Here is a 25,691-nt window from a genome sequence, read left to right as displayed (position 1 = left end):
CCGAGCCTCGCCGCCCGCAGCGGGCCGCACCCCTGATCGCGCCAGGCGCGCTGGGCACCAGTTCGGCGGCGCTCGCCCTGGACGTGGCGACTATCCGCAGGATCCCTCACAGCCTCCCAGTCCCTACTGCGACCTGGCCCCGCCTCCACTGACGCTTACGGGCCGATGCTCAGCGCAGGGGCAGCACCAGTTCGGACGGGTCGCCCTCCGGCGAGCCGAACGACACCTTGCTGCCCAGCGGGGAGCGACTGCCGTACAGCGGGTCCTTGGTGTCGAGAACCAGAGCCAGCCGGTGTCCGGCGGGCAGGTCGTAGGCCGTGGCGAAGAGCTGGATGTCGAGGGGGAAAGCCTCCCCCGGCGTCCTGCCGGTCCAACTCTGCGGGGCGTGGGTGATCAGCTTCCCCACGCCGCTGGCGTTCACATCGTAGAGGTGGCCGATCACCGTGCCCTCCGGTGCGGAGGCGGTGACGGTCGTGTGCAGCCTGGCGGCTCCGCGGATGTTCTGCGTGGCCGTGTACGGCGCCGACTGCCACACGGCTCCGGCCCGGCGGGGAATGAGCGGTACAACGACGACGGGAGGCAGCTTCACGAGCTGGTCAAGCAGCCCGGACACCTCGGTGATGCCGCCGTCGGCGCCCGAGTTCGTACCGCCGGCGACCGACGTCCACCACCCCGTCCCCACCGTGCCGCTGCTCCCGGGAGTACCGCCGCCGAGCGCACCGGTGCCGAAAGCGTTCGCTCGGCCGAGCCGCAACCGCTCGGTCCGGGAACTGACGGCCTGCCAGGACGGATAGGTCTCGTGTGCACCCGTGGGCCGCACTTCCAGGTCCACCGGCGGACGCGGAGTGCTGCCGCTGCCCTTGAGGTGCTGATCGAACCAGCGGAGCGCGCTCGCCCAGGTGGCGTTGTCCAGCCCCAGCAGGCCGGTGACCTCCTGCGTGGCATGGTCACCGGGACGCAGCTCCATCCGTTTGGGGCCGGTCAGCTTCTGGTAGAAGGCCGTGATCTGGCTGGGGTTGAAGATGCTGTCCCCCCATGCGCCGGCGAGGAAGACGGCCGTGCCGTTGGCATTGATCCGGTCCACGTACGCGCCCGGGGATCTGGTCCGCGCCCATTTGACGACTTCCGGCGCGTTGCGGTCGGCGAAGAGGTCGGCCAGCATCTGATGGAACTCGGCGCTCTGGCGTCCGGTGGGCACCTGCACGGCGGTGAGTGCGGCGGCGGCCTGCAGATGCCGGGTCTCGCCGCTGTAGAGCGAGTCGACCAGGTCCCCCCAACCGCTCATCGCGGCCACCGCTTTGATCCGTGGGTCGGTGGCGGCTCCCATCAGGGTCAGGCCGCCGCCCAGGGAGAGACCGGTCATGCCGATACGCTGCGGATCGGCCGAAGTCCGGGCGATGACCCAGTCGATGACCGACGAGATGTCCGCCACGTCCTTGGGTCCCGCGACGTCGACCTCTCCACCGGAGAACCAGAAGCCGCGGACCGTGTAGGTGACAACGACATAGCCGCCTGAGGCGAGTCGCTTGCCCTGGAGAACGTACTCGTAGTCGTTCTGTCCCCAGCTGGCCGGCTGCACGATCACCGGGTAGCGGCCGTGCGCGTCGGCGCCGGGTGTGCCGGGGGCGGGGGTGAAGACGTTCGCCTTGAGGACGACACCGTCCCTCATCGGGATGTCGGCGAGGCGGAAGGAGGGATCCGCCGCGGCGTGGGCTGCCGCGCGCTCCGGCCCGTGGTCCGCTGCCGTGGACGCCGCCTGTGCTGCCGGTGCCGCAGCGACCGTTCCGACGAGGACGAGGGCCGCGGCAACCGCGGCACTCGTCGTCCGGACACTGGCGCGGTGTCCGCCGGGGCGTTGCGTTCGTCTCACTGTGGCTCCATCTGGTTCAGACCGTCGTGCCAGGTAGGCACGCCATCTGCGGGTGATCGGAGCGTAGAGGTGCGGAAACAGCCGCAGTGAGACGACGATCAGCCAAATTACCGATGAGTAGCGGGTGGAGGTCGTACGCCCTCGCCGCCGCATCCCGTCGGGTTGCCGGTCCGGCGGCCTCAGCTCACCAGTCCCCGTCCGTCACCGGCGTCCCGGGCGGCTGCGGCGCGTCGCCGAGCGGCTTGATCTGGTGTGCGCCGGGCGGGGCCCACGGGGTGTGGTCGTCTCCCAACCAGTCACCGACCGGCTTGACCTGGCTCAGAGCGTCCGTCGGCGCGAGGTCGGTGCCGTCCTCGTCGTAGTAGTCGAACCAGGGGAGCCCGGCCCGGGTGTACGCGGCACGGTCGACGGGCGACGGCGGCGCCTCCTCACCGGTGATACGGCGCCACTCGGGCGGGGTCACCAGATGGACGAACACCCGGCCGGAGGGGTCCTCGGCCCAGTCGGACATGGGCCGGTCGTCCTGGTAGACCTCCTGCCGCATCGCGCCTCCCGCTCCCAGTCCCATCGCGGCCGCGGGCCGGGGCGGGGGCGGCCCGGCGGGAGCTGCCGGTGCGGCCATGGCTACGGGGAAGGCCGCACCGTAGCCGCCGCCGGGTGCGCTGGGCGGTGCGCCCGGCGCACCCATCGGTCCCCCGGTCCATGCCGGTGCGGCCGACCGCGCCCGTGCCGCCCGCTCGGCCACCACACGCTGCTCTTCGCGCCAGGCGTCGAGCGCCGGCCCGGACAGCGTGAACGCCTGGAGCTGAACGCCTCCCATGGTCTCCTCGCCCGTGATCTGTCCCTCCACTGTGGCACCCAGACCGAGTGGCACGGCGACGAACTGACGCACCGTCCCCCGGCCTGAATTGATGCCGTCCAGCCACGGCTGCCGGGGCAGCACCAGATAGTTCTGCGGCTCGCGCGTCAGCCTGCCGGTCCACCGCTCGCCGGAAACGGCGCACACCTTGCCGACGCCGATCTGGAGCGCCGCGGGTTCCCGGCTGCCCGCGAAGCTCAGCCACATGGCCTCCCGCAGATACACCGGCAGCATCACGCCACCCCGTGCGAGCCACTGTTGCGGCACGGTGTCGGAAAAGTCCTCGACGCGCCGCACCGGGAACTCGCCAAGTCCCGGCGGCAGCGGATGTGTCCCTGACTCCGGCAGGCGCAGCGTTCGGATGAAACGGATCTGCACCCCGCCGCCCAGCAGCAGACTGTTGCCGTCGATACGCACGGCACTGGTGGCCACGGCGGACTCCCCTCTCCTCAGCACCTCTTCCGCTGCTATCACGTCCTGCTGTCCGTCACGGTTCCGTTCAGGAGGTATGGGAGCCGGCCCGTTCCGCGCGCTCGTCAGGGGCAGCCTGTGGCGACGAGGTCGCGGCGTCATCGGCTCAGCAGGAAACGGATGAACTCATCGGACCGGCCCGGGATGCCGCCGCCTGGCGTGCCCCTCGGCAAGCGGCGGAAGACCGCTCCCGGGCCGCAGGGCCGATGTGCGCCGTACGGCCCGGGAGATCCCATCACCCCCGTCAGCTGCGCAACGGGCCCTCACAGGTGTAGTCGGCGCTTCCGGCGCTCCCGTCGGCCCAGAGGTCGACCTTGCCGAAGTGGCAGTTCATGTCGGCCAGATTGGTGGAGGCGGGCAGAACCCGGTCCAGGATGAAGTAGTCGACCGTCTCCGACATGTCCTTGAAGACGCCATCGGGACTCGTGGAGTCGGCGAGGCGCGCGGTGATCCGGCCGGTGCAGACGAAGCGGCGCATCGTCGGATCCGGTGCGGTCGCGCAGGTGGGGCTGAGCTGAGTGGCGGCCGCGAAGGAGGAGCGGACCGCCTCGGCCGAGGAGTCCCTCAACCGGTCGTTCGGGGTGTAGGTGGTGTTCGGCACGAAGAGCTTGTCCACCTGGGCGATCTGGGCGTCCAGGAAACTGTCGTAGGCGCGCTGCAGCGCGGCGTCCTGACCCAGGCGGCTGCGCCAGGCGTCGAAGCCTGCCGGGTCGTTGACGCGCAGGTATCCGTACATCTCGCGGATCAGCGACGGCCGCTCGGTCCACAGGAACTCGAAGAAGGTGCCCGCGTAGTCGTAGAAGCGGAATCCGTCGCCGTCATAGGTGGCGTGCAGCAACTGCTGTACGGTCATGCGCGGTCCGCCGCCCGCGGTGTCCTCGATGACGCCCTGGACCAGCGACTTGCGGACGGCGATGCCGCCGTCGCGGGTGGCGCCGTCGAAGAACTCGGCCGTGCCCTCGTCCATCGCGGTGGTGCGGTCCCCCTCGTACCAGGGGCCGTCCCCGAAGTAACCGGGCACCGCCCAGCGTCCGTTGAGGTAGTGCGTGTACTCGTGGCGGAAGAGCTCCTCAAGGGTGAGTGAGGAGTCCTGCGGAACGCGCCGCTGGTACGTGTAGAAGGTTGCGCCGCGCTCGATGTAGATGCCGCCGTTGTTGGTGCCCATGCCGGTGAGCAGCGGGTGGTACGTCTCGTAGTCGGCGCGCGAGGCATAGAGCACGATGTTCAGCGAGGTGTTGGTGTCATCGGCCAGCGGTGCATCGGTGCCGATGACCCGGTGGAAGTGCGCCTTCACCTGCTTGCTCGCGTAGTAGAGCTGATCGACGGTGGCCCGGTTCAGCCCGGTGCGAACCTTCAGGACGCCGTTGTCGTAGATGTACGTGTTGGGGAAGATGCGGCGCTCGATGTCGGCCTTGCACACCCCGTACGGCTTGCAGGCCTCGAAGAAGTTGAGCCAGGTCGCCACCTTGGCCCAGGGCTGGCTGCCCTCGCCGAAGTTGCGCGTCGTGACGGGCAGCAGCGCGCCCAGGCCCGAGACGGTTTCGGACTTCAGCGCGTCGATCTGGCCGAAGCGGCCGTACTCGCCGAGCGCGTCCCGCACCACCCATTCGTTCGGCGTGCCCTTGAGGTGGGTGTAGCCGGCGAACTTCTTGAAGGCGCCTCGGTAGGTCGCGTTGCGGGCGACCAGCGTGCGGAAGGAGGTGTCGTTGTTGCCCGGGTAGACGCCCAGGTAGTTGACGGAGAGCCCGGCGAGCGCGGCGCCGCCCCACGCCGGGTCCTTGTAGGTGGCGGTGTGGTACTGGTCCATGGTGGCCAGCACCTTCTGGATCAGGCCCAGCTGGGAGTGGCGCAGCCCGGGGCCGCTGCCCGCGTAGAGCGCCTCGCGCAGGGTTTCGGCGTTGGTGCGCGTCACGTCGAAGGAGCGGCGCGCCGCCTCGAAGGCACTGATGGCACGGCGCATGGCTTCGGTGGTCGGGACGTCGGTGACGTCGATCTCGCTGCGCGAGAAGTCGTGGTACACCACGGCGTGGAGGTAGGTGAACATCTCCAGCAGATGGCTGCCGTTCTTCCCGTTGTGGGCCGGGGCGAGCGTGGATATCCGGCGGGAGACGGCCTGGACGTGGGCGTCGGACATGACCGGGGCGAGGCGGGCGTCCCAGGTCCAGATGAGTCCGCGCAGACAGCCGTCGGCGGTGACGGCCGGATCGCCGAGGAAGTCGGCGAACTGGTCCGGGGTGAGGCCGGCGATGCCGTCCAGGGTGCAGGGGACGGCGTACGTACCGGCCGCCGCCTTGGCCTTGCCCGTCGTACGGGCGCCGGGAACGCGGCCCTCCGGCAACCCGCCGGGGGCGGGCGCGGTACGGACCGTGGCCTTCGGTGCCCTGGCGAGGCGTTCCACCTCGTCGTGCGGGTCGTGGCGGTCAACGGATCCGGCGGGGGCGGCGGTCCGCTGCGACTGGACGGGCGCCGCCGAGGCCTGGCCGAGCTGACCGAATGTGGCCAGCAGCGCCGCGGCTGCTGTGGCCGCGGCGAGTAAGGGTCTGCGTGCGTATCTGCGTCGAGACACCGATGTCTCCTGAGGGGGGTTGGGGATGAAGTACTGCGCCACAGGCGGCAGTTGAAGCGAGAGCAGCGCCCGCTACCGCTATGTGATGCGTAACGTAGTAATGTGAAATTGCACTGCACAACCCCCGTGCACACCCCACTTCGCCGGACCTTGTCCCAGGGAGACGAAATCCGATGACCGAACAGGCGCTCCGCACCGGGAGCCACGACCTGACGCCTTCCGCCGACCTGCAAGCGTTCATGGCCCGCGACTGGGAACCCAGCCCGCTGCCCGGCGAGCTCCTTCTGCCCGCCGCCCGGGTCACCCCCTCCCGCCGCGCCCGGCTGTCCGCCCGCTTCCCCGGCGAACGACTGCTGATCCCGGCGGGTGAGCTCAAGGTCCGTTCGAACGACTGCGACTACCGGTTCCGCCCGCACAGCGCATATGCCTGGCTGACCGGACTGACCGGCGAGGACCAGGCGGGACATGTACTCGTACTGGAGCCGTCGGGGCCGAGCAGCCACGAGGCCGTGCTGTATGTCCGGCCCCGCTCCCCGCGCGACGACAGCGAGGAGTTCTTCCGGGACCGCCGCCACGGCGAGTTCTGGGTCGGCCGGCGCCCCGACCTCGGCGAGGCGGAACGGATGACCGGCATCCGCTGCGCGCACCTGGATGCGTACGGAAAGCTGCCTCCCGGCCGCGACCCGTCGCGCGACAGGGAACTGGCCTCCGCGCTGAGCGAACTGCGGCTGGTCAAGGACGCCTGGGAGGTGGACCAGCTTCAGCTCGCCGTCGACCACACCACCTCCGGTTTCGAGGACGTCGTCCGGGCGCTGCCGCGAGCACTGGCGCATCCGCGCGGTGAGCGCTGGATCGAGGGGGTCTTCGGACTGCGCGCCCGCGCCGAGGGCAACGGCACGGGTTACGACACCATCGCGGCATCCGGCGCGCACGCCTGCGTGCTGCACTGGATACGCAACGACGGCCCCCTGGACGCACAGGAGTTGCTGCTGCTCGACGCGGGTGTGGAAACCGACTCCCTCTACACCGCCGACATCACCCGCACTCTTCCGCTCTCCGGGCGCTTCTCGTCCGTTCAGCGGCAGGCGTACGAGCTGGTGCTGGCCGCGCAGGAAGCGGGGATGGCCGCGCTCAGGCCGGGCGCGAGCTTCGGGGACTTCCACCGGGCAGGCATGCAGGTGATCGCCGAGGGACTGGCCGAGTGGGGAATTCTGAAGAGCCCGGAAGGCGATCTGCACCGGCGCTACACGCTCTGCAGCAGTGGCCACATGCTCGGGATCGACGTCCACGACTGCGCGCAGGCCCGGGCAGAGACCTATCTGGACGGCGTGCTGACGGAGGGCAGTGTGCTGACCGTGGAGCCGGGCCTGTACTTCCAGCCGGACGACGAGACACTGCCGGCCGAGTTGCGCGGCATCGGGGTGCGGATCGAGGACGACCTGGTGATCACCGGGGACGGCGCACGGCTGATGTCCGACGCACTGCCGCGGACGCCCGACGGAATCGAGTCCTGGATGGGCGGGCTCCTCGACGGCTGACCGCCGCCCCCTGGTGGGCGTGCCGGGCAGGACCTTGGCAGACGGAATGCCATGTGACATATTACTCGCGTGCTCACAGGAAAATCGCCGGACATCGTCGTCATCGGGGCCGGGGTGGTCGGCGCGGCCTGCGCCTACTACGCCGCCCGGTCCGGCCTCTCCGTCACCGTGATCGACCGCGGCCCCGTCGCGGGCGGCACGACCGGTGCGGGTGAAGGCAATCTGCTGGTCTCCGACAAGGAGCCCGGCCCCGAACTCGAACTGGCGCTGCTGTCCGCCTCGCTGTGGCAGGAGCTCACCGAAGCGCTGCCGCCGGACATCGAGTTCGAGGCGAAGGGCGGGCTCGTCGTCGCCTCCGACGCAACACGGTTGACCGCGCTGCGGGTGTTCGCCACGGCGCAGTCGGCCACCGGGGTGAAAGCGGTGGAGGTACCGGGCGACTCGCTGCACGAACTGGAGCCGCACCTCGCCCCGGGTCTGCCGGGAGCGTTCTTGTATCCGCAGGACGCACAGGTCCAGCCCGCGCTCGCCGCGGCCCACCTGCTGCACGCCTCCGGCGCCGAAGTACGGCTCGGCGAGGAGGTCACCGGGATCCTCACCGGCTCGTCGGGCGAGATTCGCGGTGTGCGGACCGCCTTGGGTGAGCTGCACACACGCCATGTGGTCAACGCGGCGGGCACCTGGGGCGGTTCGGTGGCCGGCCTGGCCGGCGTCTCGCTCCCCGTCCTGCCCCGGCGCGGCTTCGTCCTCGTCACGGAGCCTCTGCCGCGCCTGGTGCGGCACAAGGTGTACGCGGCTGACTATGTGGCCGATGTGGCCAGCGGCTCGGCCGAGCTGCAGACCTCGGCCGTGGTCGAGGGCACCCCGGCGGGCCCGGTCCTGATCGGAGCGAGCCGCGAGCGGGTCGGCTTCGACCGTTCACTCTCGGTGGAGGTGCTGCGCCGACTGGCCGGGCAAGCGACCACGCTCTTCCCGGTGCTCGCCGGGGTATCCGCGATGCGCACGTACGCGGGCTTCCGCCCGTACCTGCCGGACCACCTCCCCGCCATCGGTCCGGACCCCAGGGTTGCGGGCCTGTTCCACGCCTGTGGGCACGAAGGCGCGGGCATCGGCCTGGCTCCGGCCACGGGCCTGCTCGTCGCCGGGATGCTGACGGGCGGCGAACTCCCGTTGCGGGCAGAGCCGTTCGCCCCGGACCGCTTCGAGGACCAATGGTGACCGAAGACCCTGCACGGCAAGGAAGGAACAGCATGCGCACCCCCGCGGATCTCGTCCACGCCGCTCCCCAGTCCACGTTCGAGATCACCATGGACGGGCGCCCCCTGACCGCCCTGCCCGGACAGTCCGTCGCCGCCGCGCTGTGGGGCGCGGGCATCCTCGCCTGGCGGACCACCCGGGTCGAGGGCCGTCCGCGCGGCGCGTTCTGCGGGATCGGGCAGTGCTACGACTGTCTGGCCACCATCAACGGGCAGCCGAACCGGCGTGCCTGCCTCGTGCCGGCCCGGCCCGGCGACGCCGTCACCACGCAGGAAGGGCACGGCCGTGGCTGATCCGTACGACCTCGCGGTGATCGGTGCCGGGGCCGCCGGGCTCGCCGGCGCCGTGACCGCTGCCGAACTCGGTTTGCGTGTCGCCCTGCTGGACGCCGAGGCCCGGACGGGCGGCCAGTTCTACCGGCACCCCGACCCCGCGCTCGGCGCCGCGCGCCCCGAGAAGCTGCACCACGACTGGGCTGCGTTCACCCGGTTGCGGCGGCGGCTCGGGGACAGCGGCGCCGACCATCTCGCCGGACACCATGTCTGGACGGTGACCCGGGGGCGGGAACTGTGGGACATGCACGCGGTGACCGGGGCCGACGGCGCCGATGGGCGGCCCGTACGGGTGCGCGCCCGCGCCGTACTGCTCGCCACCGGGGCATACGAGCGACAACTCCCCTTCCCCGGCTGGACGTTGCCCGGCGTCGTGGGCGCCGGCGGGGCGCAGGCCATGCTGAAGGCGGGTCTTGTCCTGCCCGGCAGGCGGATCGTCGTGGCCGGGAGCGGGCCACTGCTGCTCGCCGTCGCCTCGTCGCTGGCCGCCGCGGGAGCGCGTGTACCGGAGGTGGTGGAGGCGTCCGGATATCTCGGATACGCGCGCCGGCCACGCGCCCTCGCCACCAACCCGGGCAAGCTCAAGGAAGCGGCCGTCCATGGGGCGGCCCTGCTGCACCACGGGGTCCGGGTGCGCACCCGCAGCGCGGTCACGGAGGTGCACGGCACCGACCGCGTGCAGGGCGTCACGGTCTCCCGGCTCGACCGTGACTGGCGGCCACTGCCCGGCACGGGCCGCCGGATCGCGTGCGACGCACTCGCCGTGGGACACGGGCTCGTGCCGCGGATCGAACTGGCCACCGGCCTCGGCTGCGCCACCCGGCGTACACCGGACGGCACCTTCGCCCTCGCGCTGGACGAGGACCAGGAGACCTCGGTGCCCGGTGTCTGGGCCGCGGGTGAGACCGGAGGCATCGGCGGCGCTGCCCTGGCGCTGACGGAGGGTGAGCTGGCGGCCCGCGCGATCGCCGCACGGCTGCGTGGCACACCGGCCGTCAGTGACGCGCTGCGCCACCGCCGGAACCGGATGCGGGCCTTCGCCGACGCGATGGGCGCCGCCCACGCGCCCGGCCCGGGCTGGCTCGACTGGCTCACCGACGACACCGACGTCTGCCGCTGCGAGGAGGTCACCGCGGGCCGGATCCGTGCGGCCGTGAACGACCTCGGCGCCCGGGACGCGCGCAGCGTGAAGCTCATGACGCGCGCGGGCATGGGCTGGTGCCAGGGCCGCATGTGCGGCCAGGCCGTGACGTGCCTCGCAGGCGGGACCGACTCCCCCGAACGCCGCCCGCTCGCCACTCCGGTCCCGCTCGGTGTGCTGGCCGAGCTCGACCCGGCCGATTGAACCGCCGCCACGGAGCCTTGCACGCTCCGCGTGCCCATTAATAAAATGTCACACATTACGGAAGGGCTTCTTCATGACCTCCAGCTCCTGGACCAGCACCCGCCCGTGGCGCGGGATCATGGTCGCCACCGCGCTGCCCCTGCGCGACGATCTGTCCGTCGACTACGACGCGTACGCCGAGCACGTGGCCTGGCTGATCGAGAACGGCTGCGACGGTGTCGTGCCGAACGGTTCGCTCGGTGAGTACCAGACCCTCACCGACGAGGAACGGGCCCGCGTGGTCCGCACCGCCGTCGAGGCGGCGGGCGACGGAGCCCGGGTGATGCCCGGTGTCGCCGCCTACGGCAGCGCCGGGGCCCGCCGCTGGGCCGAGCAGGCCGCCGAAGCCGGCTGCGGCTCGGTCCTCCTCCTGCCCCCCAACGCCTACCGCGCCGACGAGCAGGCCGTCCGCGCCCACTACGCCCAGACCGCCCAGGCCGGGGTGCCGGTCGTCGCGTACAACAACCCCCTCGACACCAAGGTGGATCTCACCCCCGCACTGCTGGCCACACTGCACGGCGACGGGCACATCGTCGCCGTCAAGGAGTTCACCGGCGATGTCCGCCGGGCCTACGAGATCGCCGAACTCGCCCCGGAACTCGACCTGCTGATCGGCGCCGACGACGTCCTGCTCGAACTCGCCCTGGCCGGCGCGGTCGGCTGGATCGCCGGCTACCCCAACGCCTTCCCCGCCACCTGCGCCGAGCTCTACCACGCCGCCGTCACCGGCGACCTCGACACCGCCCTGCCCCTCTACACCTCCCTGCACTCCCTGCTGCGCTGGGACTCCAAGACCGAGTTCGTCCAGTCCATCAAGCTGTCGATGGACATCACCGGCCGCCGCGGCGGCCCCACCCGCCCGCCGCGCTTTCCCCTCACCGGAGCCGTCGAGGCCGGAGTCCGGGCCGCCACCGAGAAGGCCGTCGCCGACGGTCACCACTGACCACGGGAGCCCACACATGCGCACGAGCCATGTCTTCCACGCCGTCGACTCGCACACCGAGGGCATGCCCACCCGCGTCATCACCGGCGGCGTCGGCGTCATCCCCGGCGCCACCATGGCCGAGCGGCGGCTGCACTTCATCGAGCACCTGGACCACATCCGCACGCTGCTGATGTACGAGCCGCGCGGACACGCCTCGATGAGCGGCGCGATCCTCCAGCCGCCCACGCGACCCGACGCCGACTACGGCGTTCTCTACATCGAGGTCTCCGGGCTGCTGCCGATGTGCGGACACGGCACCATCGGCGTCGCCACCGTTCTGGTGGAGACCGGCATGGTCCCCGTGACCGAGCCGGTCACCACGGTCCGTCTGGACACCCCGGCCGGTCTGGTCGCCCTCGACGTACGCGTCGAGGACGGCGCGGCAAAGTCCGTCACGCTCACCAATGTGCCTTCCTTCAGCGTCGGCCTGGACCGCACGGTGGAGGTGCCGGGGTACGGGAAGGTGACCTACGACCTCGCGTTCGGCGGCAACTTCTACGCCTTCGTCGAACTCGACGCGCTGGGACTGCCCTTCGACCGGGACCGCAAGGACGATCTGCTGGCCGCCGGACTGGCAATCATGGAAGCCATCAACGCCACCGACCGGCCGGTCCACCCGGAGCAGCCGGAGATCGGCGGCGTCAAGCACGTCTACCTCGCCGCACCCGGCTCAAACGCGCACCGTTCGCGGCACGCCATGGCCATCCACCCGGGCTGGTTCGACCGCTCCCCCTGCGGGACCGGCACATCCGCCCGGATGGCACAGCTGCACGCCCGCCGCCTGCTGCCACTGCACCACGACTTCGTCAACGAGTCCTTCATCGGTACGGAGTTCACCGGCCGGCTGGTCGAGGAGACCACCGTGGGCGGACTTCCCGCCGTGGTGCCCACGATCACCGGCCGCGCGTGGATCACCGGCACCGCCCAGTACTTCCTCGATCCGGACGACCCCTTCCCCGGAGGCTTCCTGCTGTGACCACCGTCGTCTCCCGCAATCCGGCGGAACCCTCGGACCTCGTCGTCGAGGCTCCGGCCGCCGGCGCGTTCGCCGCCGCCGAAGTGGTGGAACGGACCCGCACCGCCCAGCCCGGCTGGCTGCTGGGCGGGGCCGCCGGCCGGTCCGCCGCGCTCACGGCGATCGCCGGGGCGATCGAGGCAGCGGCCGACGAACTCACCGCGCTGGCCGTGCGCGAAGTGGGCAAGCCGGTCAACGAGGCGCGCGCCGAGGTGGCCCGGACCGCCGCGATCTGGCGGTACTACGCCCAACTGCCGTACGACGCGGTAGGCGAGGTCCACGAACCCGCGGCAGGACCCGGGCTGCTGCTCACCCGCCGCCGCCCGCACGGGGTCGCTGGGCTCATCACCCCATGGAACTTCCCGTACGCGATTCCCAGCTGGAAGGCGGCCCCCGCGCTGGCCGCGGGCAATGCCGTCGTCCTCAAGCCGGCGCCCGAGGCCACCGCCTGCGCCCTGCGCCTGGCCGAACTGATCCAACAGCCCCTCCCCAGCGGGGTGTTCACCGTGGTGGCCGGAGGGGCCATTGAGGGCCGCGCCATCGCCTCCGCCGCCGACGCGGTGTCCTTCACCGGCTCCACGGTCACGGGCGGCGCGGTGGTGCGCGCCGCGACGTCGCGGGGCATACCGGTGCAGGCCGAGATGGGCGGTCTCAACGCCGCGATCGTGCTGCCCGACGCCGACATCGCCGCGGCAGCCGGGCAGATCGCCGCCGCGATCGCTGGATACGCCGGGCAGAAGTGCACGGCCACCAGCCGGGTGATCGCGGTCGGCGCCGCCCTCGGCCCACTGCGCGAGGCCCTGTCCGAGGCGCTGCGTGCCCTGCCGGTGGGCGATCCCGGCGAGCCCGCGACCGTCTGCGGCCCGCTGATCTCCGCGGCCGCACGCGACCGTGTCCTCAAGTCCGGGGAGTCCGCTTCGGTACTCGCGGGAGGAACCGTGTCCGATGCCCCCGGCTGGTACGCGGCCCCGACCCTGGTCGAGAAGGTCCCCGCCGACCACACCCTGCTGCGCGAGGAGGTCTTCGGCCCGGTCGCCGCCCTGCTGCCCGCCCAGGACCTGGCACATGCCGTACGGATCACCAATTCCGTCCCGTACGGCCTGGTCACTTCGGTGCACACGGCGGATCTGGACATGGCGTTGTACGGGCTCGACCAGCTCGACACGGGCATGATCCGGATCAATGCCCCGTCCAGCGGCGTCGACTTCCATCTGCCGTTCGGGGGTGCGAAGTCCTCCAGCCACGGGCCGCGCGAACAGGGCCGGGCGGCCCTGGAGTTCTATTCCACCGGTCGCACTTACACCCTCGCACCTGCGAAAACAACGTGACATTGTACGCTGGTGATCCGCGTCGGCACGGAGGGGAACACCATGGGGCATCTGAAGCGCAATCTGGTCACGGCCCGGGAGCGGCTGCGCGACCAGGTCGCCCACGCCCTGCGGGCCGCGCTCATCTCCGGCGAACTCCGTCCCGGCGAGGTCTACTCCGCGCCGGGACTCGCGGAGGACTTCGGCGTCTCCGCCACCCCGGTGCGCGAGGCGATGCTCGACCTGGCCCGCGAGGGTCTGGTCGAGCCCGTACGGAACAAGGGCTTCCGGATCACCGAGGTCAATGAGCGCGATCTCGACCAGTACACCGAGATCCGCACCCTGATCGAGGTCCCGATGGTCGGCCGGATCACCCGCAGCGCCTCCCGCGAGGACCTGGAAGCGCTGCGCCCGGTGGCCGAGGAGATCGTCCGCGCCGCCCGCGAGCACGACCTCATCGGCTATCTGGAGGCCGACCGCCAGTTCCATCTCACCCTGCTCGGCCTCACGGGCAATGAACGTCTCGTCGAGACCGTCGGCGATCTGCGCAAGCGCTCCCGCCTCTACGGGCTGACGGCGCTGGACGAGCGCGACCAGCTGCTGCCGTCCGCCGAAGAGCACCTGGAGCTCCTCGATCTGATGCTGGCCGGTGACGCCAAGGCGGCCGAGGCCTGCATGACACGGCATCTGGGCCATGTGCGCTCCCTGTGGGCGGAGGGCCTCAAGGACGCCGAAGCCCCGGCGGGGCGCCGCTCGAAGCGCAGCCGGGCCGCCGCGGGCTGACGGCCGCTCGCCGCCCCAGGCGGAGGCACGCCCGCACGCCATCACCCCTCCGCTGAACCGCTCGACCAGCGCGGCACCGGACGCAGCACGCCGGTCGCCTCCCGTACGGCTGCCCGCTTCGATCCGTCGCTTCAGACAGGCAGTGAAGACAGCTGCCCTCCCGGACCATAAAATCTGTCGCGGTCAAGGTAGACATTGCGTGCCCTCATGGCTAGAGTTTCTCCCGTAGCCGACGAAGTCAGCGATACGCGGCAGAGACGAACTGGCGCGAGCAGTACACGGCACGGCAATGGAGTCTCGGGGCCAGGAAGGCAAGAGGGCCTCGGGACTGATGGCCGGGCCGGGCGGCCTCGGGGCCGCCGTGCAACACCGTATGTTCCGATCAGTACGACCCGTAGCACAGAGAGGAGCAGACGCCATCAGGATCGCCCGGGCGAGGGTCCAGTTCGCCCGGGTACCGCAGGCCCCGATTGGAAGGTGGTCCCCGGTCACGCATCCTCGATACCCGCACTGCCGACCTCAGGGACGGACAAGCGGAATACGAAAGCCAGCGCAGAGCGCCGGCAGATGGTGTTGATACCCCTCGGGGCCCCGGTGTGTATGCACCGGGGCCCCTCGACGCGTTCCAGAAAGAGGTGCCAATGCCCCAAGAGAACCCACCGCAGGCCACCGATCGATTCGACGATGACGACTTCCCCGCCTACACCATGGGTCGCGCTGCCGAGATGATCGGTGCTACGCCCGGCTTCCTCCGAGCCATCGGCGAAGCCCGGCTGATCACCCCCCTGCGGTCCGAGGGCGGCCACCGCCGCTACTCCCGCTACCAGCTGCGCATCGCCGCCCGCGCACGCGAACTGGTCGACGGCGGCACGCCGATCGACGCCGCCTGCCGCATCGTCATCCTGGAAGACCAGCTCGAGGAAGCCCTGCGACTCAACGACGAACTGCGCCGGACCTCAGCGGACTCGGGCGGGGCCACCGATTCCTGACCGACGCTTGAGGGACGGCGAAACCCCGACCCCCGTTCCGCCCAGACCCGCTCCGCGCACTCGAATATCTAGTGCCGCAGGCGCAGATATTCGAGCAATGCGCGATGAGGGTTTATGACACGGCGGGCGGAGTGATATTACTCGCCGCGCCCGGCCGCTTGCGCCGTGCTATCGTTACGTCAGTTGCAGTTGTGGTTCCCAAAAGACTTCAGGTGCTCGTGCCGGCTTTATACACCGGAGCGTGCACCTCTTTATTGCCGGTATTTTCGGACGGGGCAATCATCGCGGCGACACGGAGTTCGCACAGTGCGGGCACCGAGCACTGCCCCGAAGGAGATATGACATGGCTACTGGTACCGTCAAGTGGTTCAACGCGGAAAAGGGTTTCGGCTTCATCGAGCAGGACGGCGGCGGCGCTGACGTGTTCGCCCACTACTCGAACATCGCCACCCAGGGCTTCCGCGAGCTGCAGGAGGGCCAGAAGGTGAACTTCGACGTCACGCAGGGCCAGAAGGGCCCGCAGGCGGAGAACATCGTTCCCGCCTGACGCACGACGTGGCTGGGGCCCGCACCTTGGGGTGCGGGCCCCAGCTCGTTCCTTTTGCGGGTTTTCACCAGGGCCGCAGCGACGTCGCCTGCGGCGCGATGCAATACGTTCCACTCCGCGCGGCGGACAGTCCGCCCACGGCTCCGGCCGGACATAGAGGTCCGCCCGTTCCCCATGATTCGGCATCCCAGCCGCTTCGGCGCATGCCAGTCAATTCGGCGTGTCGGCCCCGACCCCTTTCCGGCGGCAGCCCGACTCCGTCTCCGTATTACTTCGGCTCGTTCTTGCGATTCTCTGTGCCGCTCATTGCTGGCGAGAATCCCTCGATACGCGCCACATCGAGGAAGGTTCTGCATGAACCGCACAGCTCGCACGAACGACCGCTACTCCCGCACCCGTAAGGGCAGCAACGCCGGTTCCGGCAGAGGCGGCAGCTTCCGCTCGCAGTCGCAGGGACGCAACGGCGCTTCCGGCCGCTCGGCAGCCCCCAGCCGCTCCGGCGGATACGGGCGCCGTCCAGCAGCGCGCCAGGGAGAATTCGCGCTGCCCGTCACCATCACCCCGGCGCTGCCCGCCGTCACGGCATTCGCCGAACTGGACATGCCCGCTCCCCTGCTGGCCGCGCTCCGCACCCAGGGAGTGACCGTGCCATTCCCGATCCAGGCGGCAACCCTGCCGAACACGCTGGCCGGCCGCGACGTTCTGGGCCGCGGACGCACCGGCTCCGGCAAGACCCTCGCCTTCGGCCTGGCCCTGCTGGCCCGTACCGAGGGCAAGCGCGCCGAGCCCCGGCAGCCGCTGGCTCTGGTCCTGGTTCCCACCCGGGAACTGGCTCAGCAGGTCACCGACGCGCTCACCCCGTACGCCCGGTCGCTGCAGCTGCGGCTTGCCACCGTGGTCGGCGGTATGTCCATCGGCCGTCAGGCCGGCGCCCTGCGCGGCGGGGCCGAGATCGTCGTGGCGACCCCCGGCCGGCTCAAGGACCTCATCGAGCGCGGCGACTGCCGCCTGGACCGCGTCGGCATCACCGTCCTGGACGAGGCCGACCAGATGGCCGACATGGGCTTCATGCCCCAGGTCACCGAACTGCTCGACCAGGTACGCCCCGAGGGCCAGCGGATGCTCTTCTCCGCCACCCTCGACCGCAACGTCGACCTCCTGGTGCGCCGCTATCTGCACGACCCGGTGGTCCACTCGGTCGACCCGTCAGCCGGCGCCGTCACCACGATGGAGCACCACGTACTGCACGTCCATGGCGCCGACAAGTACGCCACCACCACCGAGATCGCGGCCCGCGACGGCCGGGTGATCATGTTCCTGGACACCAAACACGCGGTGGACCAGCTCACCAAGCACCTGCTGAACAGCGGCGTACGCGCCGCCGCGCTGCACGGCGGCAAGTCCCAGCCCCAGCGCAACCGCACCCTGGCCCAGTTCAAGACCGGCCACGTCACGGCACTGGTGGCCACCAATGTCGCCGCCCGCGGCATCCACGTCGACAACCTCGACCTCGTCGTCAACGTCGACCCGCCCAGCGACCACAAGGACTATCTGCACCGCGGCGGCCGCACCGCCCGCGCCGGCGAGTCCGGCAGCGTCGTCACCCTGGTGCTGCCCAACCAGCGCCGCGAGATGACCCGCCTGCTGGCCGACGCCGGCATCACCCCGCAGACCACCCAGGTGCGCTCCGGCGAGGCCGAGCTGAGCCGCATCACCGGCGCCCAGGCGCCCACGGGTGTTCCCGTCACCATCACCGCGCCGGTGGCGGAGAAGGCGCAGCGCGGCGCCTCCTCGTCCCGCGGCCGGCGCAGCCGTCCTGCTCAGAGCCGCCGCTCCCCCGCTGCCTCCCAGGGACGGTCCGGTGCCTCGCAGCGCCAGTCCTCGTTCCGAAGCGCCGCGTGAAGTCGCAGCCCTCGCAGTCGCGCCCGGCCCACTGATCCTCCGAACACGGAAGGTGTCCATTGACGCTGCTTCTTCCTCCGCCACGGCAGACGGACCGCATCGGCCTCACTGCCGCCGACGTCATGACCTCCCACGGACCACAGGTCGGCGATGACATGATCGTCGACGACGCCCTGTCCGTCCTCATCGGCGCGGGCGTGGGCCATCTGATCGTCCGCGGCGAGGACGACCGCTGTGCCGGTCTGGTCTCCCGGGCCCAGCTCACCGCGTACCGCAGCGGCTCCTGGTACGCCGAAGGCACTCGGTTGCGGGACATCGTCCACGACCGGGGACCGTTCACTCTGCCGGAAACGTCGCTGCCCGAAGCGGATTACGCGATGCGGGCGCGGGACCTCGGCGCCTCGCCCGTGGTCGACGAGGACGGGTACATCCTCGGCGTCCTCGCCCTCACACGCTGAACGGCCCGTGACGGGCACTCCGTGTCCGCCCTTCCCTCCAAACCTTGTTGAGGCACTATGCGCTGCGTCATCGCCCGTTTCCCCTTCGACCTGGTCAAGAGTGACGTGCAGCAGTCGATGAAGGGCATCAAGCCCGAGCCCGTCACGGGTGAGTCCGTGACCATCGGCCGCCGGATCTACCCCGTCAAGCAGGTGGGCGAAGTGATCACCGGACAGGATCGCCGCGACTTCACCGCAGGCGAGGTGACCAGGGCACTCACCCGCCTCGGTTTCACCTGCCACACCGCCCCCGTGGTCGGCCATGCACCCGTCCTCACCCCGCTCGAGACTGCGTCGGCGCAGCTCGGAACGGCGGCAGTCATGTGACCGGGGCGCGATCTCCCCGACGGCCACCACATTCCCCGGCCCGTCTCACTCTGGGTAGCCCGCCCCTCCGGGCCTCCTGCTACCGGCTGCGGCGGCGCCCATCAGAGCCGATTCCGGATGAGGGGCCGGCCTGCGGTTCAGCGACCGCCACTTCGGCGGGGCGCAGCAGGTGGTCGCCGACACGGTATCCCTGGCGGAGGATCTCGGTGCAGGTGGGGTGCTCGACCTGGTCGCTGGAGGTGTACGAGACGGCCTCGTGGACAACGGGGTCGAAGAGGTCGCCCGCCGTGCCGAAGGATTGCAGGCCGAGGGTCGCCAGTTCGGTCTCCAGCACCTGGGCCACGCGCTCGAAGCCACCGGTCACCTCGCCCAGTTCAGTGGCCTCGGCAAGGGCGTCGAGCACAGGCAGGAGCCGACCGAGCACGTTGGCCACGGCGATCTCGCGGACCGCCAGGCGATCGCGGCGTACCCGCTTGCGGTAGTTGTCGTATTCGGCCTTCAGCCGCTGCAGGTCGGCCGTGCGTTCCCGCAGTTCCGCCTGGAGCCCGGACTCATGATGTGGCGGCTGGGCGGCGGCCCGATCACCGCGGCCGGACGGCGCACCATCGGCTCGTTCCTCCCCGTCGGCGGGGCGGGTCGGGAGCGTGGCCGGGTTGTGGCGTGACCTGTTGCCGACGATCTCCAGCGGTGGGGCGGAGAGGCCCGGGACGTCGGTGGGGCGTTTCATCCTGTGCTTCCCTCCTTCTTGTCCTCATCGACGATCTCCGCGTCGACGACCTCCTCCTCACCCTCGGCGGTCGCACCCGACCCGGACTCGCCCGTGTCGCCGGTGGCGGTGCCGGGGCTTTGGGCCTGCGCCTTGGCGTACATGGCCTGGCCGAGCTTCTGGCTGACCGCCGCGAGCTTCTCGGTGGCCGTGCGGATCTCGGCGGTTTCCTCGCCCTTGAGCTTCTCCTTCAGCTCGCCGACCGCGGTCTCGACCTCGGTCTTCACCTCGCCGGGAACCTTGTCCTCGTTGTCCTTGAGGAACTTCTCGGTCTGGTAGACGAGCTGCTCGCCCTGGTTGCGGGACTCCGCGGCCTCACGCCTGCTGCGGTCTTCCTCGGCATGCCGCTCGGCCTCGCGGACCATGCGGTCGATGTCGTCCTTCGGCAGCGAGGAGCCGCCGGTGACGGTCATCTTCTGCTCCTTGCCCGTGCCGAGGTCCTTCGCGGTCACGTGCATGATGCCGTTGGCGTCGATGTCGAAGGCGACCTCGATCTGCGGGACCCCGCGGGGGGACGGCGGCAGACCGGTCAGCTCGAACATCCCGAGCTTCTTGTTGTACGCCGCGATCTCGCGCTCGCCCTGGTAGACCTGGATCTGCACGGACGGCTGGTTGTCCTCGGCCGTGGTGAAGTTCTCGGACCGCTTGGTCGGGATCGTGGTGTTGCGCTCGATGAGCTTGGTCATGATGCCGCCCTTGGTCTCGATACCGAGGGACAGCGGGGTCACGTCGAGGAGCAGGACGTCCTTGACCTCACCCTTGAGGACACCGGCCTGGAGGGCCGCGCCGATGGCGACGACCTCGTCCGGGTTCACACCCTTGTGCGGGTCCTTCGCGGTGAGTTCCCTGACGAGCTCGGTCACTGCGGGCATGCGGGTGGAGCCGCCGACGAGGATCACGTGGTCGATGGCGCTGACCTTGATCCCCGCATCCTTCACCGCGTTGTGGAACGGGGCCTTGCAGCGCTCCAGGAGGTTTGCGGTGAGTTGCTGGAACTGGGCGCGCGTGAGCTTCTCGTCCAGGTGCAGCGGGCCCTCGGCGGAGGCGGTGATGTACGGCAGGTTGATCGTGGTCTCGGTGGCGGCCGAGAGCTCGATCTTCGCCTTCTCGGCGGCCTCACGCAGCCGCTGCGTGGCCATCTTGTCCTTGGTCAGATCGATGCCGTGTCCGTTCTTGAACTGTGTGGCCAGATGATCCACGATCCGCTGGTCCCAGTCGTCGCCGCCCAGGTGCGTGTCGCCGTTGGTGGCCTTCACCTCGACGACGCCGTCGCCGATCTCCAGCAGCGAGACGTCGAAGGTGCCGCCACCGAGGTCGAAGACGAGAATCGTCTGGTCGTCCTTGTCGAGGCCGTAGGCCAGGGCGGCCGCAGTCGGCTCGTTGATGATTCGCAGGACGTTCAGACCGGCGATCTCACCGGCCTCCTTGGTGGCGGTGCGCTGGGAGTCGTTGAAGTACGCCGGGACGGTGATGACGGCGTCCGCCACGTCCTCGCCCAGGTATGCCTCGGCATCGCGCTTGAGCTTCTGCAGCACGCGCGCGGAGATCTCCTGCGCCGTGTAGCGCTTGCCGTCGATGTCGCCGCTGTCGGGGAAACGCCAGTCCGCCTCGCCCATGTGGCGCTTGACCGACCGTGCGGTGCGGTCGATGTTGGTGACCGCCTGCCGTTTGGCGACCTCACCCACGAGCACGTCGCCGTTCTTCGCGAACCCCACCACCGAGGGGGTGGTCCGGGCGCCCTCGGTGTTGGTGATGACCGTGGGCTCGCCGCCCTCCAGCACGCAGACCACCGAATTCGTCGTTCCGAGGTCGATACCTACTGCTCGTGCCATGGTCTCACCTGCCGATTCGGAGCAACTCGCTTGTAAACCTGCATAGAACGTCATGGCGAGCCAGTCAAGATGCTCCAGTTCGCGGCATATCGGCGATACGCGCCCCATCACCGCGGGGAGGGTGCCGCGAGGCGGCCGACGGGCAGTGGACGCGGTCCGGATTGTGGACGGATTGCAAGCGAGTTCCTGGACGGTTGCTTCGGATATCGCAACAACGGCATGAAACGGGTGACGCAATCAATTACCTCAAACAATCTTTCATTACATGGTCATCAAGCGCTTCCATCTAGTAATTCCACGCCCCAGACGCGATAGGCCATGGAAGCTTCACAACGAAGATCGAGATGCAGATACGGATTCCGTAGGCAAATGACCGTTGACGTTGCGGTTTTCGCAGGGTTGCATGTCGCCCCGGGAGCAGGTGCCACCCATTACACAGCCGCCGGAGGCGATAGCGCTCCCCTCGATACCCGTTGTACGAGTCGATCGGAACCACCACCTCCATGACCGAGACGCTTCGCACCCCCGCCCCCGCCGCAATCCCCGAAGAGCCGCCGGCGGCGGACGGCAGCACTCCCCAGAAGCTCAAGCGTTCCATCGGTGTCGTGGGCGGCACCCTGCTCACGCTGTCCTGCGTGACGCCCGCCTCCACGCTCTTCGTCGTTGTTCCCGACCTGTTCTCCAGCCTCGGTACGGCGACAGCGCTCACCATCGCGATCGGCTCTCTGCTCTGTATCGCCGTCGCCTTCTGTTACTCGGAGCTCGGCACCCTCATCCCGAGCGCCGGCGGCGAGTACGCCATGGTGTCGACCATGGCCGGCCGGCTCGCGGGCTGGCTCGTCTTCGTGCTGTCTCTCCTCGTCGTGATGATCGTGCCGCCGGTGATCGCCATGGGCACAGCGGACTACCTCGCCCCGGTCGTCCACCTCAACCCCTCGTACGCCGGCGCCGGCGTGATGCTGCTCGCCACCCTGGCAGGCCTGCTCGACCTGCGGGCCAACGCCTGGATCACCGGCGTCTTCCTGGTACTCGAAGTGATCGCCGCGGCCGTCGTCGCCGTCCTCGGGTTCGCGCACTCCCAGCGCGGCGCGGGCAGCCTCGTCGACCTGAGCGTGGCCGGCTCCAACGGCAAGACCGACACGGTCACGGCGATGCTGATCGTCTCGGGGCTGGCCATCGCGCTCTTCGTCACGCAGGGCTTCTCCACAGCCGTCTACCTCTCCGAGGAACTGGACAACCCCCGCCGCAACGTCGCCCGCACCGTCCTCACCACCCTCGCCATCTCCGCCGTGATCATCCTGGTACCGGTCATCGCCATCACCATGGGCGCCTCCGACCTCCAGGCCCTCACAAGCGGCGACATCAGCGGCATGGTCACCGCGTGGAGCAACTCCGCCGTCGGCACCTTCGTCAGCCTCTGCGTGGCCCTCGCGATCATCAACGCGGGCATCGTCATGGTCATCCAGAACTCCCGTGTGCTGTTCGCCTCCGCACGCGACAAGGCCTGGCCGCAGCCGGTGAACAAAGCGCTCGCGAAGCTCGGCCGCTTCGGCTCCCCGTGGGTCGCCACGCTCCTCGTGGGCGTGCCCGGAGCGCTCCTGTGCTTCGTGAACCTGGACACGCTCTACGGCGTCACCGGTGTCTCCGTCACCGGCATGTACCTCCTGGTCGCCGTGGCCGCGCTGCTCGCCCGCCGCGGGTCGCACGCCCACCAGCCCGCCTGGCGGATGCCGCTGTGGCCCGCCATGCCCGTCCTGCTGATCGCCGTACTCGCGTACATCCTCAGCCAGCAGGAGGTGACCTACCTGCTCTGGACCGGAGGGATCACAGCCGTCGCCACCCTGTACTGGGTCGGCTACCTGCGGCCGCGCCGTGAGACGAGGTGGCTGGTCTCCATCCCTGAGGACGCACAGGCTTGATGCCCGTCGGGCGGCGAAGTCCCGGCTGAGCATCCCGATGTGACGCCCCGACCGGCCACAGCGGCCGACAGGCTGCCAGGCCCTGGACAACCGCCTCGTACAGACAACCGCCTCGTACAGCGGCACGCATGCTGGTCACGGAAGGACCCGTCCCGCTGGGCTCGGCGGGTTGGACGACATGAACGCGGCCGCCGTCTCACCGGACGGCGGCCGCTCCGCTGTGTTCGAAGGATGGTGTGGAAACGGCCGCCCGGCGCGTCGCCCGCACCCCAGAGCGCCTCCGCGTACATCGCGCGGGGGCCGGCTCCAGCAAGACGCAGCACCGGCTCGGTCTCATCGACGGCTGCATCGCCAAGGCCTGACTGGTACTCAAACTCCTTGACACGCGCGCCATTGAGCATCTCCGGCGACGTGCGGTCGATCGCCCAGCAGCCGTGGCTGCCGGCCGGGCAGCTTCCGCTCGCAGGGCCCTGAGTTCAGAGATCGCCGCATTGCCGTGCCTCAGGGCGAGAGAAGGCCGGGCCGGAGGGGCGGATACCAAGTCCAGTCTCGTGAGCCACTGGCAGGTTTACCAAACAGCAACCAAGGCCATCGTAGAAACTTCCCCTCAACCTCTTGAAGGATCGTTGAACAATTCCTACGTTGTTCATCACACACGACGGAGCCGTCGGTGGTGCGACACATCGGACGTGCCTCATGAACGCAGGGCACGGGCACACCGGTGATTCCGCCGGCAGCGGCTCGACAGGCGTCGGTGACGTCCGTCTTCCCCCTCTCGCAGTCCAGTGAGGTGCAGCACCGTGACATCCACACCCACCCGACCCACCGTGGACGAAGACCAGGTGACCGGGTCATTCGCGTGGTACCGCTCGTTCACCCCCAAGGGCCGTCGCGCTTTCAAGGGAGCGTTCGGCGGATTTGCCCTTGATGCGTACGACTTCCAGGTGCTGCCGCTGAGCATGGTCGCCATCACGGCCTACTTCAGCCTCACCAAGGCCCAGACGGGCCTGCTGACCACGGTCACCCTGCTGATGTCAGCAGTCGGCGGAATCCTCGCCGGCCTGCTGATCGACCGGGTCGGCCGGGTCAAGACCCTCATGATCACCGTCTCCACCTACGCCGTGTTCACCGTCCTGTGCGGTTTCGCGACCAGCTATCCGATGCTCCTGGCATCCCGGGCCCTCCAGGGGGTCGGCTTCGGCGGTGAGTGGGCGGCCGGCGCCGTCCTGGTGGCCGAGTACGCCAGAGCCCGCTACCGCGGCCGCGTCCTGGCCTTCGTCCAGAGCTCCTGGGCCGTCGGATGGGCCCTTGCCGTCGTCGTGTCCACCGTGGTCATGGACAACGTCGAGTCGGGCCTCGCCTGGCGCGTGATGTTCTGGACCGGTGCCCTGCCGGCACTGCTGCTGGTCTACGTCCGGCGCAACGTCAAGGATGCCCCCCAGGTGACCGAGCGGCTGGCGAGGAAGGAAGCACGCGTCCCGCTGTCATCGATCTTCAAGGGCAACCTCGCCCGCAAGACGTTCTTCGCCACACTGCTGGCCACCGGCGTGCAGGGCGGTTACTACACCATCGCCACCTGGCTGCCCACCTACCTCAAGACCGAACGCGGACTGACCGTCGTCGGCACCGGCGGCTACCTCTCCACTCTCATCACCGGCGCCTTCTGCGGCTACGTCACCGCGGGTCACCTCGTCGACCGGCTCGGACGCAAGAAGTCCTTCGCCTTGTTCGCGGTCCTCAGTGCCGGGCTTCTGATGACCTACATCAACATCCCGCAGGGCCAGAACACCATCCTGCTGGTGCTCGGCTTCCCTCTCGGCTTCTGTTTCTCCGCCATCTATGCCGGGTTCGGCTCCTTCCTCGCCGAGCTCTACCCCAGCGGCGTCCGCGGCACCGGCCAGAGCTTCACCTACAACGTCGGCCGCGCCGTGGGCGCGTTCTTCCCGACAGCGGTGGGCTTCCAGGCAGGAGCCGGGGTGGGTGGCGCGCTGATCTACGGCGCCATCGGCTACGCCATCGCCCTGGTTGCTCTCCTGGGCCTGCCCGAGACGCGGGGCATGGAACTCGAGTGAAAAACGATGTGGCAGGCACAGGACCCTGACAGCCATCACCGTCATCGTCCGGCGCGCGTAGTCGTCACAGGCAGCGACGAGAACGTGGGCAGTGCGCACCACTCGGTTCCGGACCTGCTCCATCGCGCGGGCTCGCCGTTCCAACGGCGGGCCCGCCGACGGTAGTCGGCACTGGCGCCACAGACGGCGGCTTCGCCATCGCTGCCGGCCTCCCCCGCAGATGGCGAAGCCGCTCCCCTCTCCGGAGTCATCCAGCACGCCCTTGCGCTTCACGCATACGACAAAAGAAACAAATCGCTCACACCGCAGTCTCGAAGCGAGGGTCCCCTGAGAAGGGGACTGAGGTGCTCGATAGGCTGATCGGCAAGGGGCTTCCGGCGAGCTCGCCGCGCCGGTGGGGCACTCACGGTACTGGCGACCTTCGACGATCAGCCGCTCGATGTCGTCGCCGCGACGGGGCAGGTTCGGCGCCA

The 25,691-nt window shown here is 69.8% G+C and carries 21 protein-coding genes; 16 read left to right on the top strand and 5 right to left on the bottom strand.

What is annotated here, in order from left to right; genetic code table 11:
- Positions 1–169: 169 nt before the first annotated feature.
- The 3 genes from ACQEVG_RS16590 to ACQEVG_RS16580 all read right to left on the bottom strand — a co-directional run bounded on the left by ACQEVG_RS16590 (position 170) and on the right by ACQEVG_RS16580 (position 5,766).
- On the bottom strand, positions 170–1,870 hold the full coding sequence (locus tag ACQEVG_RS16590) for a CocE/NonD family hydrolase (protein ID WP_432983675.1): 1,701 nt from the start codon (positions 1,868–1,870) through the stop codon (positions 170–172).
- 184 nt (positions 1,871–2,054) lie between these two features.
- Entirely contained in the window at positions 2,055–3,161 is a 1,107-nt protein-coding gene (locus ACQEVG_RS16585) for a hypothetical protein (protein ID WP_432983672.1), read from the bottom strand.
- A 283-nt stretch (positions 3,162–3,444) separates the two neighbouring features.
- Positions 3,445–5,766: a collagenase gene (locus ACQEVG_RS16580; protein WP_432983669.1), complete on the bottom strand. Its 2,322-nt coding sequence runs from the start codon at positions 5,764–5,766 to the stop codon at positions 3,445–3,447.
- 173 nt (positions 5,767–5,939) lie between these two features.
- Between ACQEVG_RS16580 and ACQEVG_RS16575 the strand changes: the two genes are divergently transcribed.
- From ACQEVG_RS16575 to ACQEVG_RS16515, 13 genes are all read left to right on the top strand, one after another.
- Complete coding sequence (locus ACQEVG_RS16575; RefSeq protein WP_432983666.1) at positions 5,940–7,304, top strand: aminopeptidase P family protein; 1,365 nt, start codon at positions 5,940–5,942, stop codon at positions 7,302–7,304.
- Positions 7,305–7,373: 69 nt separating this feature from the next.
- A complete protein-coding gene (locus ACQEVG_RS16570) occupies positions 7,374–8,522 on the top strand; it encodes an NAD(P)/FAD-dependent oxidoreductase (protein WP_432983663.1) in 1,149 nt (382 codons plus the stop codon).
- 32 nt (positions 8,523–8,554) lie between these two features.
- Positions 8,555–8,854: a (2Fe-2S)-binding protein gene (locus tag ACQEVG_RS16565; RefSeq protein ID WP_432983660.1), complete on the top strand. Its 300-nt coding sequence runs from the start codon at positions 8,555–8,557 to the stop codon at positions 8,852–8,854.
- The gene (locus ACQEVG_RS16560; RefSeq protein ID WP_432983657.1) at positions 8,847–10,238 is read left to right on the top strand and encodes an FAD-dependent oxidoreductase; all 1,392 of its coding nucleotides are present in this window, start codon (positions 8,847–8,849) and stop codon (positions 10,236–10,238) included. The genes ACQEVG_RS16565 and ACQEVG_RS16560 overlap by 8 nt, the downstream gene beginning before the upstream one ends.
- Before the next feature lie 73 nt (positions 10,239–10,311).
- Positions 10,312–11,220, top strand: a complete 909-nt coding sequence (locus ACQEVG_RS16555; protein WP_432983654.1) for a dihydrodipicolinate synthase family protein — start codon at positions 10,312–10,314, stop codon at positions 11,218–11,220.
- A 16-nt stretch (positions 11,221–11,236) separates the two neighbouring features.
- Entirely contained in the window at positions 11,237–12,238 is a 1,002-nt protein-coding gene (locus tag ACQEVG_RS16550; protein ID WP_432983651.1) for a proline racemase family protein, read from the top strand.
- Positions 12,235–13,605 carry an aldehyde dehydrogenase family protein gene (locus ACQEVG_RS16545; RefSeq protein WP_432983648.1) on the top strand — a complete coding sequence of 457 codons (1,371 nt, stop codon included), beginning with the start codon at positions 12,235–12,237 and terminating at the stop codon, positions 13,603–13,605. Before ACQEVG_RS16550 ends, ACQEVG_RS16545 begins: the two co-directional genes overlap by 4 nt.
- A 42-nt stretch (positions 13,606–13,647) precedes the next feature.
- Positions 13,648–14,367, top strand: coding sequence for a GntR family transcriptional regulator (locus ACQEVG_RS16540; protein ID WP_432983645.1), 720 nt, complete (start codon positions 13,648–13,650; stop codon positions 14,365–14,367).
- Positions 14,368–15,008: 641 nt separating this feature from the next.
- Positions 15,009–15,356: a MerR family transcriptional regulator gene (locus tag ACQEVG_RS16535; RefSeq protein ID WP_432983642.1), complete on the top strand. Its 348-nt coding sequence runs from the start codon at positions 15,009–15,011 to the stop codon at positions 15,354–15,356.
- Between the two features lie 343 nt (positions 15,357–15,699).
- The gene (locus ACQEVG_RS16530) at positions 15,700–15,903 is read left to right on the top strand and encodes a cold-shock protein (RefSeq protein ID WP_046930152.1); all 204 of its coding nucleotides are present in this window, start codon (positions 15,700–15,702) and stop codon (positions 15,901–15,903) included.
- A 354-nt stretch (positions 15,904–16,257) separates the two neighbouring features.
- Positions 16,258–17,805, top strand: a complete 1,548-nt coding sequence (locus tag ACQEVG_RS16525; RefSeq protein ID WP_432983638.1) for a DEAD/DEAH box helicase — start codon at positions 16,258–16,260, stop codon at positions 17,803–17,805.
- 59 nt (positions 17,806–17,864) lie between these two features.
- Positions 17,865–18,263: a CBS domain-containing protein gene (locus ACQEVG_RS16520; protein WP_432983635.1), complete on the top strand. Its 399-nt coding sequence runs from the start codon at positions 17,865–17,867 to the stop codon at positions 18,261–18,263.
- Between the two features lie 57 nt (positions 18,264–18,320).
- Complete coding sequence (locus tag ACQEVG_RS16515; protein WP_432983632.1) at positions 18,321–18,629, top strand: SCO5918 family protein; 309 nt, start codon at positions 18,321–18,323, stop codon at positions 18,627–18,629.
- A 79-nt stretch (positions 18,630–18,708) separates the two neighbouring features.
- Here the strand turns inward: ACQEVG_RS16515 and grpE are convergent, their stop codons facing one another.
- Both grpE and dnaK read right to left on the bottom strand, forming a co-directional pair.
- Positions 18,709–19,356 carry a nucleotide exchange factor GrpE gene (grpE, locus tag ACQEVG_RS16510; protein ID WP_432983629.1) on the bottom strand — a complete coding sequence of 216 codons (648 nt, stop codon included), beginning with the start codon at positions 19,354–19,356 and terminating at the stop codon, positions 18,709–18,711.
- The gene (gene dnaK / locus ACQEVG_RS16505; protein WP_432983626.1) at positions 19,353–21,227 is read right to left on the bottom strand and encodes a molecular chaperone DnaK; all 1,875 of its coding nucleotides are present in this window, start codon (positions 21,225–21,227) and stop codon (positions 19,353–19,355) included. Before dnaK ends, grpE begins: the two co-directional genes overlap by 4 nt.
- 503 nt (positions 21,228–21,730) lie before the next feature.
- On the opposite strand from dnaK, the gene ACQEVG_RS16500 reads away from it, so the two are divergent.
- The 3 genes from ACQEVG_RS16500 (at position 21,731) to ACQEVG_RS16490 (ending at position 25,218) form a co-directional block, all read left to right on the top strand.
- Positions 21,731–23,146 carry an APC family permease gene (locus ACQEVG_RS16500; protein ID WP_432983623.1) on the top strand — a complete coding sequence of 472 codons (1,416 nt, stop codon included), beginning with the start codon at positions 21,731–21,733 and terminating at the stop codon, positions 23,144–23,146.
- Between the two features lie 236 nt (positions 23,147–23,382).
- Positions 23,383–23,508, top strand: a complete 126-nt coding sequence (locus ACQEVG_RS16495) for a hypothetical protein (protein ID WP_432983620.1) — start codon at positions 23,383–23,385, stop codon at positions 23,506–23,508.
- Positions 23,509–23,946: 438 nt separating this feature from the next.
- Positions 23,947–25,218 carry an MFS transporter gene (locus tag ACQEVG_RS16490; protein WP_432983617.1) on the top strand — a complete coding sequence of 424 codons (1,272 nt, stop codon included), beginning with the start codon at positions 23,947–23,949 and terminating at the stop codon, positions 25,216–25,218.
- Positions 25,219–25,691 lie beyond the last annotated feature (473 nt).

Origin of the sequence: Streptomyces sp. CA-135486 (genome assembly GCF_050936555.1) — a bacterium.
Lineage (GTDB): Bacteria > Actinomycetota > Actinomycetes > Streptomycetales > Streptomycetaceae > Streptomyces.
The sequence above is the reverse complement of the archived record's forward strand: the minus strand, read 5'-3'. Positions and strand labels throughout refer to the sequence as shown.